Source organism: Streptomyces sp. MH60, assembly GCF_002939385.1.
GTDB lineage: Bacteria > Actinomycetota > Actinomycetes > Streptomycetales > Streptomycetaceae > Streptomyces.
On sequence record NZ_MULI01000019.1, the window covers coordinates 50,407 to 65,897 of the forward strand.

12 protein-coding genes are annotated in these 15,491 nt (G+C 67.0%); 5 read left to right on the forward strand and 7 right to left on the reverse strand.

Annotated features, from left to right (window positions below; all coding sequences use genetic code 11):
• Positions 1-771, reverse strand: coding sequence for a type I-C CRISPR-associated protein Cas5c (gene cas5c, locus BZZ08_RS14990; protein ID WP_241965479.1), 771 nt, complete (start codon positions 769-771; stop codon positions 1-3).
• A gap of 281 nt (positions 772-1,052) precedes the next feature.
• On the opposite strand from cas5c, the gene BZZ08_RS14995 reads away from it, so the two are divergent.
• Both BZZ08_RS14995 and BZZ08_RS15000 read left to right on the forward strand, forming a co-directional pair.
• Entirely contained in the window at positions 1,053-3,332 is a 2,280-nt protein-coding gene (locus tag BZZ08_RS14995; protein ID WP_198601484.1) for a CRISPR-associated endonuclease Cas3'', read from the forward strand.
• Positions 3,333-4,726: 1,394 nt separating this feature from the next.
• Entirely contained in the window at positions 4,727-5,959 is a 1,233-nt protein-coding gene (locus tag BZZ08_RS15000) for a hypothetical protein (protein ID WP_104632704.1), read from the forward strand.
• A gap of 483 nt (positions 5,960-6,442) precedes the next feature.
• Here the strand turns inward: BZZ08_RS15000 and BZZ08_RS15010 are convergent, their stop codons facing one another.
• The 5 genes from BZZ08_RS15010 to BZZ08_RS15030 form a co-directional block, all read right to left on the reverse strand.
• On the reverse strand, positions 6,443-7,132 hold the full coding sequence (locus BZZ08_RS15010) for a hypothetical protein (protein ID WP_241965480.1): 690 nt from the start codon (positions 7,130-7,132) through the stop codon (positions 6,443-6,445).
• Complete coding sequence (locus tag BZZ08_RS15015; RefSeq protein WP_104632706.1) at positions 7,129-9,138, reverse strand: hypothetical protein; 2,010 nt, start codon at positions 9,136-9,138, stop codon at positions 7,129-7,131. Before BZZ08_RS15015 ends, BZZ08_RS15010 begins: the two co-directional genes overlap by 4 nt.
• Positions 9,139-9,392: 254 nt before the next feature.
• Positions 9,393-10,133, reverse strand: a complete 741-nt coding sequence (locus BZZ08_RS15020; protein ID WP_241965483.1) for a hypothetical protein — start codon at positions 10,131-10,133, stop codon at positions 9,393-9,395.
• A gap of 168 nt (positions 10,134-10,301) precedes the next feature.
• Positions 10,302-10,946: a Crp/Fnr family transcriptional regulator gene (locus BZZ08_RS15025; RefSeq protein ID WP_241965481.1), complete on the reverse strand. Its 645-nt coding sequence runs from the start codon at positions 10,944-10,946 to the stop codon at positions 10,302-10,304.
• Between the two features lie 58 nt (positions 10,947-11,004).
• Positions 11,005-11,523: a hypothetical protein gene (locus BZZ08_RS15030; RefSeq protein WP_133169199.1), complete on the reverse strand. Its 519-nt coding sequence runs from the start codon at positions 11,521-11,523 to the stop codon at positions 11,005-11,007.
• A 549-nt stretch (positions 11,524-12,072) separates the two neighbouring features.
• On the opposite strand from BZZ08_RS15030, the gene panD reads away from it, so the two are divergent.
• The 3 genes from panD to BZZ08_RS15045 are packed head-to-tail and all read left to right on the forward strand — an operon-like array spanning position 12,073 to position 13,541.
• Complete coding sequence (gene panD / locus BZZ08_RS15035; protein ID WP_104632710.1) at positions 12,073-12,492, forward strand: aspartate 1-decarboxylase; 420 nt, start codon at positions 12,073-12,075, stop codon at positions 12,490-12,492.
• 33 nt (positions 12,493-12,525) lie between these two features.
• Positions 12,526-12,870 carry a GNAT family N-acetyltransferase gene (locus BZZ08_RS15040; RefSeq protein WP_198601485.1) on the forward strand — a complete coding sequence of 115 codons (345 nt, stop codon included), beginning with the start codon at positions 12,526-12,528 and terminating at the stop codon, positions 12,868-12,870.
• Between the two features lie 2 nt (positions 12,871-12,872).
• Positions 12,873-13,541 (forward strand): aspartate/glutamate racemase family protein, encoded by a 669-nt coding sequence (locus BZZ08_RS15045; RefSeq protein WP_104632712.1) that lies wholly within the window; start codon positions 12,873-12,875, stop codon positions 13,539-13,541.
• A gap of 429 nt (positions 13,542-13,970) precedes the next feature.
• On the opposite strand, the gene gndA is transcribed toward BZZ08_RS15045, so the two are convergent.
• Positions 13,971-15,410: an NADP-dependent phosphogluconate dehydrogenase gene (gene gndA, locus BZZ08_RS15055; protein WP_104632714.1), complete on the reverse strand. Its 1,440-nt coding sequence runs from the start codon at positions 15,408-15,410 to the stop codon at positions 13,971-13,973.
• Positions 15,411-15,491: the final 81 nt, after the last annotated feature.

Sequence of the window (15,491 nt, forward strand, 5' to 3'; positions counted from 1 at the left end):
TCAGACCACCTCCTCCGCGGAGGCTCGTCCTTCGGCTCCGGGCATGCCACTGACCTCGGCGGGGGCGAGCGGGCGGTCAGGCACGTGGAGAACGCCGTGTTCGAGGCTGGCCCGGAACCAGTGGTAGCGCTCCTTGCCCTTCGGGAGGTACTCGATGTGGTGGAGCATCAGCCCGAGCTCGTCGATGGGCGGAATGCCTGCCTGGTCGGCGGCGGTGACCACGCCGGCCTCCTCCGCCGACCCGCGAGGCCCGAAGAAGGATGCGAACTCCCGGCAGCCGAAATGGGGTTGCTCGTAGCAGGCACCGCGTGCGAGCCGGCGGTCGAACTGGTCGCGGTACTTCGGCAGGGGCGCGGTGCACCGGTCGGTGGCGTGGATGGTCGCGTGGATGCGGTAGGCGACGTCGCTCAGGGCGACGGTGACCCGCTGGCCGCGGTCTTCGGCGACGTCGTAGCGGTAGCAGTTGTTGGCCCGCAGGCTCTCGTAGGCGTTCTTGGTGATGATCGAGTTGTTGACCTCGTTGCGCCGGAAGCGGGTCCACCTCACCGGCTTGAGCTGTTCGATCCGTTCGACCCGGTAGGTCATCTCCGGTTTCCAGAAGATGGCTTCCAGCAGTCCCCTCGCCGCGGAGGGGGTCATGGTCGGATACGAGACCCGCTCGACCTTGAGCTCCGGACGCGTGAAGCAGGCCAACGGCCCCCACGCCTCCACCTCCACGTGGAGCGGCCGGTCCACGCGCTCACCGCGCCGCCGGGTCTGCTCTCTGGTCATACAAACCTCCCCCTCCATGTGCGGATCGGCCGGTTGTCAGTGCTGCCCGTTACCGTCACGACACTGGTGATCGACCCGGATTTCCTGCGGCCACCCAAACGTCGCTGTGGCCCCGGGACGGCAGCTGGCCGATCCGCGACTCACGTGTCCCAGGGGGACTGGTAACGAAATGTGGTGGTCTGATGGATTCTCGGCGCATAAATGATGAAGTGTCAAATCGATTTGCGAGTAGGGCAGTTGATCCAGTAGGCGGGTCAATGTCAGTCCCGGAAGGCAGACTCGTGGCCCACTCGCCGGGTCACCAAGGGGCCTGGCACTGGTACGAAGACCACGCCCGCGGTACGGGCGAGCTGGCCCGTCGGTTCGCAGAGCCATGGGGAGGCGGTGACCTCGCCTACCGGCTCGGACGCGACCACGACACGGGCAAAGGAGCCTGCGCGTGGCAGAAGGGGCTGATCGAGGAGGCCACCACCGGCCGCAAGACCAGACGGCCCTCGCACAGCGACGCCGGAGCCCTCCTGTTCGCCCGGGCGGCCGAACCATTCCCCGCTCTGCTGCCCTGCGCCGGTGTGATCGAGGGACACCACACCGGTCTGTCCGCGTGGTCGGAAGTCCGGCTCCGGCTGAAGGCCCTGATGGCCGACTCCAGCGAGGTGGACGAAGCCATCCACCGAGTCGCCGCGGTCATGCCGGAAGTTTTGGACGGGTCATGCCCGGCCGCCCCGGGCTGGCTTGACCCACGTGACAAGATCGCTGTGGAGATGTTGGTCCGCATGACCTACTCGGCCGTCGTCGACGCTGACCGGCTCGACACCGCCGCCCACTTCAGACCCGGCACGCACATCCGGCCGCACGTCGGGATGCCAGAACTGTGGGAGAGGTACGAGGCCCGCCGTCAGGAGGCCCTCGCCGGACGTCAGCGTTCCAAGGGCGCCTCCTGGCTGGACAAGCTCCGTGAGAATGTCTACCAGGAGGCACTCGAAGCCGCCGCCGGCAAGCCGGGCGTGTACCGGCTGCACCTTCCGACCGGCGCCGGAAAGACGTTCACCGGTGGAGGCTTCGCCCTCCGCCACGCCTCCCTGCACGGACTGCGGCGCGTCATTGTCGCGGTCCCGTTCATCTCGATCACCGAGCAGAACGCAGCGGAGTACCGAAGCCTCCTGGACCCGGAGCAAGGACCGCCGGTGGTTCTGGAACACCACTCAGCCGTGAACGTCGAAGCTCCGCAGCAACGCGCGCCGCAGTCCGCCGGCCCCTCGACGAACGTGCGCCACGGTCAGAAAGGGGGTCAGCCCAACCGGTGGGCGAAACTGGCCACCGAGAACTGGGACGCCCCCTTCATTGTCACCACCACCGTCCGCCTGATCGAAACGATCTTCGGAAGCACCCCCTGGGCCACCCGCCGACTCCACCGGCTCGCCAACTCCGTGATCGTCCTCGACGAGGTCCAGGCTCTCCCCGACAGGCTCCTGACCCCGATCCTCTCGGGCCTACGGAAACTCGTGGAGCACTACGGCGTGACCCTCGTACTCTCATCGGCGACCCAGCCGGAACTCGCCGCACTGAACCCCTGGCGCTCCGGCCTCTCGCAACGTGACGTCGTCGCCGACCCCGCACCCCTCTTCAAGCAGCTGCGTCGCGTCAGATACGAGTGGCGGACCGACCCGGAGGTGACCCTCGCAAGCATCGCCGCCGAGGCGGCCGAGCATGACCAGGCCCTCGTCGTGGTCAACGGGACCAAGGACGCCAGTCAGGTGCATCGCATCTGGCTCAGCACGAACCACGACGATGACCCAGGCGTCCTGCACCTGTCGACCCGCATGACCGGCGGGCACCGCCGAGAAACCATCCAAGCGACGAAGCAACGCCTAGAGAAGGGCCTGAACACCCTCCTCGTGTCGACCTCGCTCATCGAAGCCGGCGTCAACCTCGACTTCCCCCGCGGATATCGCGCCAGATCAACACCAGAGTCCGAACAGCAGGCTGCCGGACGGGTCAACCGCGAGGGCAAACGCCCCGCGAAGGACAGCGTCATGACCATCTTCGATCCCCAGGACGGCCTCAACCCGGAGGTGATCTACAACACGTGCGCTATCGCGGCAGCGTCCCGCCGTTTCGGCGACGGGCTGGCCGATCCCGACGATCTGGACGTCCTCCGCTCGTACTACCAGCACCGCTACCGCCTCCAGGCAGGACAACATTCCAAGGACCCCAACGGAGCCACCGGAGAAGTCGTCGAAGCGCTGCGAGCAAAGCTGCACTATCCAGAGGTCGCGCGCAGAATGCGGATCGTCGACAACGAATACTCCGTGGCCGTGGTCGTCATCCGCCCCCGGCTTGAAGAAGAAACCCGACAGGCCGCCCAGAAGGCAGTCGACCAGCTCCGCCGCGGCCTGCCGACGCCCGTGACCTACCGTGCCCTGCAGGAACACATGGCATCGATCCCCGAGCGCGAACTGGAACTGGCGATCAACGCCGGCCATGCCATCAAAATCGCCGGTGACCTGCACCAGTGGGTCGGCCCCTACCACCCCCGACGAGGCATCGAACCTCATGTATGAGCATTGAGGCCACCAAACAACGGCTCTCCGCTACACTGGCCGAGCCGAAACCGCCAGCTGATTGCCGCGGTGGTGGTTACCTTGCAGAAACGAGAGTCCAAACGTTTGGAAGTCGAACCAGGCGCGGCAGTCGTCCTCTGGGCGGTCAAGGACCACAACGATCACTGATACGCCAACTCTGGCGGCACAGCAGTAATATGCGGCCACCCCGCAAAATGGCCGAGGATCGCAACTTTGTAGCCAGCGTCTCTACCGCATCGTTCACCAGAGCTTGGGGTCGTCCTTCGGGGCGACCGAGGGTCGCAACGACGGCTCCGGTCTGGTCCAGTACGCGTACTGGCCCCTGGTGGTTGCCTTCTACGGCAACCGAGGATCGAAACATCGAGATCACGACTGGTAACCCAGTAGTCTTCGGCCTGGCGGACCGCCCTCCGGGCGGCCGAGGATCGCAACAGCGTGGTCGTGATCGTGTCGAACAGAAACGGTCCGGATGGCGGTAGGCCCGCGAGGTAGCCGAGGATCGCAACCAAAAGGGCCACAAGTACGCGGTCTGCTGACAGTGGGCATCCCCTAGGGTGACCGAGGGTCGCAACACCACGGCACCGATCAGGTAGTGAGGCGGCGTGCGCTGGCGGCCGCTCGGAGCGGCCCAAGATCACAACCAAGAGAACCCGGTGCTCCTCCTAGCGGAGGCGTACTAACGGCGCTTATCCGTTGGGGTGGCCGAGCATCGTAATTTCAATGTGCCCGAGCTGATGGCCGCGTACCGCACGACGATGGCTCCTGATTGGGGCGGCCGAGGATCGCAACCATGTGGTGGCCGGCCCCATCGTGGACCAGCTCAGCTCGGCGGTCGTCCTTCGGGACGGCCGAGGATTGTAACCTCATGTACCCGGTCGGCTCCCTTCGCATCGGTCGTGGATGGCGGTCGCCCCGCCGGGACGACCGAGGATCGCAACGGCGATACCGAGTCCCTCGCCGGCTTTCCACTCGGATCGCAGTCTTCCTTCGGGTCGACTGAGGATCGCAACATCCTGGCCGCGGTGATGACCTCACCCACGGCCCAGGATGGCGATCGCCCCCCAGGGCTGCCGAGGACCGCAACTGGACGTAGCTCCTCGCCCGACTGTCCGTCACCAAGGGTGGCGGTCGCCCTGCGGGGCGATCGAGGATCGCAACGACTCCGTCATCACCAAGAGCAAGTTGGGCATTCTGCTGGCGGTTGCCTTCCGGGGTGACCGCAGGTAGCTGGGACCGGACATTGAGCTGCCCAACCTGGGCGGCAGCCTGGCGGTCGGCCTTTGGACAGGGGTGGCCTTTGCGTGAGTGAGGTGTCAGGGCCTCTCACCGGGCCGGCACTTCGTCAGAGTCGGTGTGATGTGCATCATGGTCTGATGGAGAACGAAGTCGATCTTTCCGTTGTGCTGATCACAATCGACCGGGGTTCCGACACCTTCGTACTGGTTCGATCTGATGGAAAGGAGGCGCGTTTGCCGCTGCGTAGCCCCCTATTTGAACCTACAAGTCTGCTGAGGCGGGTCTCCTATCCGCCGAGCTTTGAAGGCTTGGTTGTGGAGACACTCAAGGGGGACAGTATTGTGTTCGATCTTCCCTGTTTTGGCCGCAGCGACGAGCTGGCCGGTCGGCTGGTCATCTATCTGGATCAGAACAAATGGCGCCTTGTGAGTGACGCGATGAGTGGGCAGCAGAGCGGTACATCTGATGACCGAGCCGCGGCTCTTCAACTTGTGCAGTGGTCGGCAGAACGAAAGATCATCCTTCCTGCTTCATCGGGTCACTATTACGAGACAACCAAATGGTCGAATGCGGAGGGGCGCTACCGACTTGGCTTGTCCATACTACAGTTCAGCAGGGGGTGGCAGCTGCGAGACCCCCTGCAGGTGTGGAGGGACGAACTCCGTCTGATGTTCCGTGCTGAGATCGGACAATCCGAGATCGTGGCGCCGGTCGTCACGCTGGAGCCGAATACACTCCATTCCGCCTCGAGAGGCGTTGTCGCGCCTCCGGCTCCGGCAGACTTTCCACCTCAGGCAGCATTCCAACACGAGGCGCTTGTTTCCGCCTTGAGTCTGATCGACACGATGCTGGACTCTGGAGGAGGGGAACGTGGTCCTGAGGTCGGTTGGATAGAGGTGAACCAGAAGTTCAGTGACTGGCTGGACTCTCACGGCGGCGATGCTCAGCAGAAGCGCAAGGCGATCGACGCATGGCTTCTCAGTGACCTGCAGAAAAAGGTGGCGGAGGAATCCTTTGCCATAGGGATGACGCCGGAGCAGCTGAAGGCATGGGGCACGGGCTCTCAGCCCGTTCAAAAAATGAGCTCGCTTCCGGCCTTGGGTCTCTTCCGAGAAATGCTCCATGAGCGCCACCTCAACCGTGGCACTACATGGAAACCCAACGATGTGATCGATATGGTCTATCTCTCCTGTGCCGCAGGCTACTCGGACTTCGTCGTATGCGAGCGGCAGATGCGTGAACCGCTGGCGTGTGGGGCCAAGCGGCTTGAGCGAAGCGCCCAGGTATTCCGAAGTCTGACCGAAGCGGTATCGGCCATTGAAGTAGCACTTGAGACGCGTGCGAGGGATGGGAGTGGCAGCGCGGTGTGAGGTGATTGGCCGCCGTCCCGCATTGGAGTCCACTGACAACTACATGAACCGGTAGCCCTGTCGAGGCTCCTCGGCCTCTCCTGCGTTGGGGCGTGGGTGAGGCCGTCGGTGAGGTGTGGGCATTACATCCGCACCCCACACGGAGACTCCGCTGTCGGTGAGCGATGCCTTCTGCGCTCCTTCTCACGGCCGGATCCGCTACCTGTCGTGCTCGTTGTGCCTGGCCAAGCAGAGATCCTGCCCATTGATGAACAGGTGCTTACGGAAGGCGGTACGCCTTTGCGTCCGGTTGTGCAGGGCCTCCCTCGTCCTCGATGGGGAACTGGTGGCCGTGCAGCCGGTAGACCATTTCGTCTGGCGCAGCCAGCATCCGTGCCTGCCGCCAGGCTGCATCGAATGACAATTGGCTGTCCGCTTCGCGTCGCAGACGAAGTGCACGCCAGGAAGAGAGGGGGTCCAGGACGATCCGCCACAGCGCGGGGCTCATTCCTTGCGCCGCCCTTCCGCAGCACTAGAAGCGACGGAGGAGTCGTCCGGCGAGTCATCGCCCTTCAGCTTCTGGAGCGCGTCGCAGAGCGCGAGCATGGCCCGGTTCTGTAGCTCAATGTCGTTGAAGCCTTGGCCGACCCTTTCCCACTGGTCGAGCATGGGCTGCCACCATTCGCCAGCCGCGACCATCCACCGTGCCAGGCGCTGCCATTCGGCAACCTGCTGAGCGCCCGGCCAATCACCTTGCTTTTCGATCCGGTCCAGCACGAAGAGGTCGGGCTGCTCGTACAGGTTCGTGCGGAGGAAGCGCAGCCGCCGTACCCGTGCCTCGTCTGCCTGCTGTTGAGCAAGGTCTTCCTGTGCGTTCTCCGAGAGCGCCAGTTCCACACGGGCAGCCAGGCACCGGTACCCGGTGGCGCGGGTGTGTTCTGGGGCGCCGAGCTCGGCGTTGATGGTGTCCTGCGCGGTGCGCACCTCGACGGCTGGGAAGAGCTGCGCAACCTCGCTGGCCCGCGCTAGGGTCTGGCTGAGTACGAGGTCTTCGAGATTGAGCCGGGCCCGCAACGCGGGGCGCCACTCGATCGTGAACGTGGCCTCGAAGTGGATACCGGGGGTCGCGCAGCGGAGCATCCGTGGCTGGGTGCAGTGGATCGTACGGGCCCGGCGCTGCCAGAACCACCTCACGCCGAATCCCTGTTGAGCTGAAACACCGTGCGGACGCGTGGGTCTACGAGGCGGTCCCAGAAGTCGTTCGCCGCGTTCGTCTCCCCGTCGACCGATACGTGCTCCAGTGCCTGCATCAGGCTCACGGAAGCCTTGAAGATCTTTTGGCCGCGCAGGACGGGGAGCAACCCGTCGCGGACGCGGGCGTAGGCGTCGGGATCGGTTGCCGACTGCCTGACCCATGTGGTGAGACGGTTGATGGCGTCCGGCGCCGTGGCGATGTCTCCCAACAGGTCCTGCAGTGCCCGCTTCACGTCTACTTCGGAAGGGACTTCATCGGACAGCAGCCATGGGGTGGTGCCCGGTACGGACATCAGGGCCAGGAAGGCCGCGGTGCCGGCCCCGCGGGACCGACCTGACTGCTGCCATGTGCGTACTTCGGTGATGAGCCGCGCCATCCCGGCGGGGTGCTGAGCCTGCTCGGCGAAGGCTTTGAGGGCCTCAGACCAGGCTGATTCCTGCCCGCTGTTGGCGGCTCGCCGTAGGCGGACCATGGCCATCCTGGCCTGAGAAGAGGTGACATCTGGGGTGCTCAAGACCTGTCGGCAGGTGGCCACCACGGTGGTCGCGCGTTCCTTGACCGATGCCCAGCCATACAGAATGCTCCACACCTGGCGGCCGACGTGCTCGTCCTGGACGGCCTGGACTAGGAGTGCGCTGAGGAGTTCCTTCTTCACCGGGTAGGTCGGGGATCCGAGTTGGACGAGATGGCCGATGTTCCCGTGCCGCAGGGTCAGAGCGGCGATGGCATCCACGACGTGCTCATTCGCCTCGCTGCCGCCCCCGGACGTGAGCCACTTCAGCAAGGGCTCGCGCATGACCTCGTAGTTGTCCCAGACATAGGTCAGGACGGCCCTACCGTAGCCGGGTTGGTCGAAGACGACTTCGTCGTGGCTGCCAACTCCGGCGCCGGCATCGACGACACGGCGGCGCAACCCACGGCCGGCGAATGCTGCACTTGCCGTCGAGGCGAAGCCGCTCCCGCCGACGGCGTCGACGCTGATGATTTGCTGCAGGTCCCGGGCGGCCTTGGACACTTCGGGCATCGGAGCGGATTGGCGCACGGCGAGGGCCAGGAGAAGGCAGCGGTCCTCCAGTGGCAGCGACGTGTCCTTGCCTCCATGCACGGAGACCGTCTCCCCGAACAGGATGTCGAGTTTGTCCCGCCAGTCGGACAGGGCGGACGTGATCCGTTCGGCCAGTCCGGCATCGAGCGCGGACCACGATGACGGGACGTCCATGGGGAGCGACGTGTCAGTCAGCCGTTCGTGCTCCCGCCACGCCAACATGATCGAGTCCGCCGTGCGGGCCGCTTCCACGGCGTCGAGACGGTTTAGCGAAGCCTTGGTCTTGTCGACGGAGTGAAGGTATGCAACCAGGCCGGGGGCCTTGCGAGCCCTCAGCCGGGCCTCCACGACACTCTGGGCCGGAGGCGGCTCGTTGAGGTGGACGACGTGAATGCCCGACTGGACCGGGACGTAGTGGTCAGTCCAGAGGTCCTTGGCCACATTCAGGACGAGGTAGGAGCCCAGCTTTTCCAGAACTCCGGCATGCTCTTCCAGCATGGTGAGGAAATCGGCCGCGATCCGGTCGTGCTCAGGGTCCTTGAGGTCGACCTGGTAGGCGTGGCGCTCCTCGGCGGGAAGCCAGCCCACTTTGGGTGTCTTCCAGTCCGCGTCCAATTTCACGATGTCGGTCTCCTCGCCCGTGTGCTCGGCGAGGAGGTGCAGGGCCAGGGTGGTCGATCCGTACGACCGCGGGGCGACGATGATCAGTACGTGCTTCCGCGGGTGTAACCCCGCCGGATCCAGAGCCTGCTGCCACGTCTCTGCCCATTGGCCCTCGCGGGCGATCGGCTCCTGCTTGATCCGGTGACGAGAAAGCGTCGAGCCTTCGAGGATGCCCGGTTTGCGGGTCTCGTTGATGATCTTGTCGGCATGGTTGACGAAAAACTCCGGACGGTTCACCGTGATCGGTGCCGGCCCAGTGTCCGGTACGGGGGGCACGACGAACGCTGCCGGGGCGGCCCGGCCGGCGCTAACGGTCCCCGTGCCTTCAGGGGCGCTACTGCTTGGGTCCGGTGGACGCGGAGCCATGCCATCCGCTCCCGTCGACGGAGACTCGAGCTCGTCGGAAGAGTGGCGTGGAAAAGGGGAACGGTCATCGGACATGCGCTCTCTGGTTCCTTTCGATGCGGCTCGGCGCGAGGGCACGGGCACGGTCAGATTCGGCGCCGGTCGATGTGCATCGTTCCGACCGTGTTGATCACGGTGGTGTCGGTCATTTCGCCGGTGAACTGGAAGACGGCGCCAGCCGGGCTGTTCGAGCCGGCTGGCGACGGCGGCGCAACTGTTCCGCCCCCGCCTCCGAGGGACCCCGGGCTGATGAGCGGTGCGAGGGCTTGCGGTGTCATCTGGGGTACGAACAGCCAGCACGGCTCCTCGAATGTCTTGCCGTGCACCCGCGCCGTGGCGCGGAGGAAGTGTTCCTCGTCGAGGTCCGGCGTGCGTCCCGCGCGGACGGTCCGCCGGAACGCCGCCTCTGAGACGACGGCGGCCAGAAAGCCGCCTTGGTGTTCCCGGGCCACGGTGAGGCCCGCGCGCACGACCTGGCTGTCGAGCAGTCGGCACACCTCGTTGATGGCATCGCCACGATGGTCGGGCAGGGCGAGCGGGCCGACGTGCACAGCGGCACGCAGTCGGATCGCTGGTGCGTTGGCGAGCCGTTCACGGTCGTACCGGACGAGCGCTATGTGCAGGTGTTCCAGCAGCGGGTCGACCAGCCGTGCGATGTCCTTGGCCGGCATGACGAAGATGGCTCCATCTCCGGTGTCCTTGAATGCACCGGGCCGGTCTCGTGGATCCTGCAGTCCAACGTGGGCCAGCACATTGGTGAGGACGTCATCCAGATCCGAACGGACGGGCGCCATCTTCGCTTCCGGAATCTGGCTGTAGCCCTGCATATCCACGGCCAGGAGTGCCTGCTCCGGTGGCACGTCGACGGACGAAGGTGAGGCAAGGGGCACGCTGTCACCGACCTTTCGGTCACGACGGAGGAATCGAGTGCCCCATGCTGATCGGCCCGGGCACGCTCTGGTGCCCACTACTGGGCACCGCCCGGGTGCGCCCGGTCACAGCGTGCTGCGGGCGTGGGCCGTGATCGATGTGATGTCGTAGATCAGCAGTCCGCCGCCCGGATCCGTCTCCAGCCAGCCCTCTTCCCGCCACGGCTTGATCGCCGTACCGACGGCGTTGCGGGACGCACCGATCATCTGGGAGAGCTCTTCCTGAGTCAGTCGGACACTGACCGCTGGCTGATTCGTCGCAGCTGCATCCACGAGCCGGCGAAGGGCACCGGCCAGGCGTACGGGAACACACGCGGTGGCGAGTTCGAGCCTGACGGCTTCGGACTCCCTGACCCGCGCGATCGCATGGCGTAGCAACGGGTTGAGTAGGTCGTTGCTCTCGACAAATGAAAGGAAATCGGGGGCCGGAATGAGGTGCACGTGGCAGGATTCCGCGGCGATCACAGAAGCCGAACGGGGCTGCGCATCCAGGACGGCCAGCTCGCCGAGCAGCTCACCAGGGCCGCGTATCGCGAGCAAGGCCCGTTCCCCGTTCGGCCCCGTCAACGTCACGAGGGTCGACCCCGAAGCCAGCAAGACCACATGGGTACCGGGATCCCCCTGCCGCAGGAGGACGCTGCGGGCCGGGCGCACCCGCATGGGGGCGAGGGCACGCAACTGCGACCACAGACTCTCGCCGATCACTGCCATGTGCGACTGATACATATCCCCCCCAAACGTAGGGACCAACCCATAGAGGGTGAGATTTTCAGGAGGCGAGGAAGGTGAGCAACAGGACCAATCCGGCCACACTGATTGCGGCCACGGTGAGATCGACAGCCACCTTGACCGCCCGGAACTTTCGGCGCGCGAGGGTGGTCAGGGCGGCCTCACGTTCCGGTAACTCGGTGCAGTTCACCGGACGTGGCGGTAGGGCTGCCGACGAGTGCCTGCTTCCGCTGCCTCCGCCGACGAACTCCTCACGCCAAACGAGCCCGTCGTCCTTCGGGAAGATGGGGCGCAGGGCCATCAGTGCCGATACCAGGGCTGCCCCGATCAGTGCGCCCACCAGCGCCACAGCCACGCTGAGCATGCGCGACGAGTTCACCGGTGAGGACAGCGCCATCCCTGCCGTGATCGCAAGTAGGGCACCGGTTACTCCACTCAGTGCTGTTGCTTTCGTATCCGCGCGCTGCACCTCGACGAACATCCTGTTGTCATCACTCGCAGGTGCGCCGGTTGTTGTCGAGACGTGCAACGGGACGTTCTGCGACTCGGGTTCTTCCACTGCCTTCTCCTTGTCGTTGCCTTGCGGCTTGGAGTAGCAGTCTGGGCAGGCGGCCGGAACGCAGCTGCCCACCAGGTGGTAGCGATCGCGATCGATCGGTCACAGTCGGGAGCCTGGTTTGGTTTGACCACGAGGCTGCCCGGATCGAGTGCTCCATAGGCGACGGTGGGGCAGCCAGTGGCGGGTCCACTCGACCGCCTAATGCTTTGAGGCCGGATGAAGCCCCAGGCTGCCGGGTTCGTTGAACGACCCAGGTCGATGCAGAGGATGGCTCCGTGCTCAACGAAGTGCTTACCTGGCGCATCGTCAGGTAAGTCAGCATCTGGTCAGCATGAGTCCTCGCATACTCCGAGGCAGGTGCTCGAGCGAGTCCTTGGACGGCGATGGCACAACAGCCGGATTCTACGCGGAAGTGCAGGTGGGGAACCTTCTTGCCCAAGAGGGATCGATGTTCCTGAGCATCTTCGAGTGTGAGGAGTGTCGGTGTACAGTGAACAACGCCCCTGACCTGCAGAAAGCTGGCGGGGAGCTGTCTTCTAGGAGTCCAAAGTGCTGCGAACTTTGATCAAGTCCAAGATCCACCGCGCCACCGTCACCCAGGCCGACCTGCACTACGTCGGTTCGGTGACCATCGACGTCGATCTGCTGGACGCCGCCGATCTGCTGCCCGGTGAGCTCGTGCACATCGTGGACATCACCAACGGGGCCCGGCTCGAGACCTACGTCATCGAGGGCGAGCGGGGGTCCGGGGTGATCGGGATCAACGGGGCCGCGGCGCACCTCGTGCACCCCGGTGACCTGGTGATCCTCATCAGCTACGCCCAGGTCACCGACGCCGAGGCGCGGTCGCTGCGGCCCCGGGTCGTGCACGTGGACGGCGACAACCGTATCGTCGCCCTGGGTGCCGACGCGTCCGAGCCGGTACCGGGCTCGGACCAGGAACGCAGCCCGCAGGCCGTGTCGGCCTGACCTACCGATCCCGCGGGGACGAGGAGCGTGGCCGTGAGTGACATCGAGATCCGTGACGACCGGGACGCCGGACGGCTGGAGGCGGTCGCGGCCGGAGAGGTCGTCGGGCGTATCGAGTACTTCGTCCTCGACGCTCCCGAGCGGGCCGTCGTCCCCGTCCACACGATCGTCGAACCGGCCCACGAGGGCCAGGGCATCGCCGGTTCCCTGGCGCGTGAGCTGTACGGGCTCGCGCGCCGGGAGGGCGTCCCGGTCGCCCCGCTGTGCCCGTACGTCGTGAAGTGGGCGGAGCGTCACCCGGACGAGGCACCCGCCGCCGATCCGGAGCTGCTGCGCGCCGCGAAGGAGTGGCTCGTGGCGCATCCCGAGCGGTTCTGACCGTGCTGGCGCTCCTGCACACCTCGCCCGTGCACGTGCCGGTCTTCGACGCGCTGCGTGACGCGGCGCACCCCGGGCTGGAACTGCGGCACCACGTCGACGCCGGACTGCTGGAGCGGGCGCGGCGGGACGGGCCCGAGGCGGTCGCCGCGTCCGTCGCGGCGGCCCTGACGCGGGCCGTGGCGGACGGGGCGCGCGCCGTGCTGTGCACCTGCTCGACCATCGGGGGTGTCGCCGAGGCGGCGGCCGCCGGGGTCGGCGTACCGGTGCTGCGCGTGGACCGGCCCATGGCCGCCGCGGCGGTGGCCGTGGGTCCGCGGGTCCTCGTCCTCGCCGCCCTCGAGAGCACGCTCGCTCCGACGGCGGCCCTGATCGAGGAGGAGGCGCGGCGCGCGGACCGTCCCGTGGAGGTGCGGACCCGGCTGGTGGAGGGTGCCTGGTCGCGGTTCGAGGCCGGTGACGGCGAGGGTTACCTGCGCCGGGTCGCCGAGGCGGCCGACTCCGTGTCCGGCGCCGACGTGATCGTCCTGGCCCAGGCGTCCATGGCACCGGCCAGGGAGTCGACCAGCGTCCGTGTCCCCGTGCTGGCCAGCCCGGCGCCGGGACTGGCGGCCGGGGCGGCGGCCGCACGGCTGGGCCACTCGGGGCCGGCGGTTCATACGGCTGGGTGAGTGGGGAGGCGGCGGTCGGGTAGGCGGGGGACAAGTCCAGAGCCGACGTCGACCGATTGGCCGGAGGACAGCGCCATGACGAACCCGTTTCCGGATCCCGTCCCGCCCGGGCCCACCCCGGGACCCACCCCCGGACCGGACCCGGAGCCACCGCATCCGCACCCGGACCCGGTCTCACCACCGGCCCCGGGCCCGGGTCCGGAGCCGACCCCTCCGCCTCCGCCCCCGGGCCCCGGCCCGGAACCCACACCTCAGCCGCCGGGCCCCGGCCCGCAGCCGACGCCCCAGCCTCCGGAGCCTCCCGCTCCGCCCGGGCCCGCGCCGTCGCCGATCCCGCCGGGACCCGAGCCCGTGCCCAACCCCGAGCCGGGGCCACCGCTCACCTGAGCGAACGGACGACACGGGGCGCGGGCGGCCCTGGGACACGCGCTACGCGGTGACCTCCGACCGGTCCCCGCCCCACAGCGTGTGGAACGCGCCGTCCCGGTCCGTCCTGCGGTAGGTGTGCGCCCCGAAGAAGTCCCGCTGCCCCTGGGTCAGCGCGGCGGGCAGCCGCTCGGCGCGCAGGGCGTCGTAGTAGGCGAGGGCGGCGGCGAACCCCGGCGTCGGCACGCCCTGCCGGGTCGCCGCCACCAGGACCTCGCGCCAGTCGTCCTGCGCGGCGGCGATCTCCCGCGCGAAGGTCTCGTCCGACAGCAGACTCGGCAGGTCGGGCCGGGCGTCGTAGGCCGCCCGGATCCGGTCCAGGAAGGCCGCCCGGATGATGCAGCCGCCGCGCCAGATCGCGGAGACCGCGCCGAGGTCGATGTCCCAGCCGTACTCCTCGCTGCCCGCCGCGATCTCGTGGAAGCCCTGTGTGTACGACACGATCTTCGACGCGTACAGCGCCTGCTCGACACGGTCGGCGAAGGCGGCCGCCTCCGACTCGCCGAGCGGCGACGCCTTCGGGCCCGCCAGGCCGCGCGACGCCTCGCGCAGAGCCGCGTGCCCGGAGAGGGAGCGGGCGAAGACCGCCTCCGCGATGCCGGACACCGGCACCCCCAGGTCCAGAGCGATCTGCACGGTCCAGCGGCCCGTCCCCTTCTGTTCCGCCTGGTCGACCACGACGTCCACGAACGGCTTGCCCGTCGCCGCGTCCACGTGCGACAGCACCTCCGCCGTGATCTCGATCAGGTACGAGTCCAGGCGGCCGGTGTTCCAGGTGCGGAAGATCTCCGCGATCTGCGCGGGGGAGTACCCGGCGACGTCCCGCAGCAGCTGGTACGCCTCGCCGATCAGCTGCATGTCGGCGTACTCGATGCCGTTGTGCACCATCTTCACGAAGTGCCCGGCGCCGTCGGGACCGACGTGCGTCACGCAGGGCGCCCCGTCCGCGGCCTTCGCCGAGATCTTCTCCAGCATCGGGCCCAGTGACGCGTACGACTCCTTCGAGCCGCCCGGCATGATGCTCGGCCCGTGCAGCGCGCCCTCCTCACCGCCGGAGATGCCGGTGCCCACGAAGTGGATGCCCTGCTCGCGCAGTTCGCGCTCCCGGCGACGGGTGTCGGCGAAGTGCGCGTTGCCGCCGTCGATGATCATGTCCCCGGGTTCGAGGAGCGGGGCGAACTCCCGGATCACCGCGTCGGTCGGGTCACCGGCCTTCACCATGATCACCAGGCGCCGCGGCCGCTCAAGGGCGGCCACGAACTCCTTGGCGGTCTCGGTCGCGACGAAGTCGCCCTCACTGCCGAACTCCTCGACCAGCGCGTGCGTGCGCGACGCGGTCCGGTTGTGCACGGCGACCGTATAGCCGTTGCGCGCGAAGTTGCGGGCGAGGTTACGGCCCATGACCGCGAGACCCGTGACGCCGATCTGCGCTGTAGTGCTCATTGCGTTGGCTCCTAATGACCTTGGTGTCTAGTGGTGCCCGTGTCCGCCAGTATCGCGAATTCGGCCGCTCGGCCATGCTGA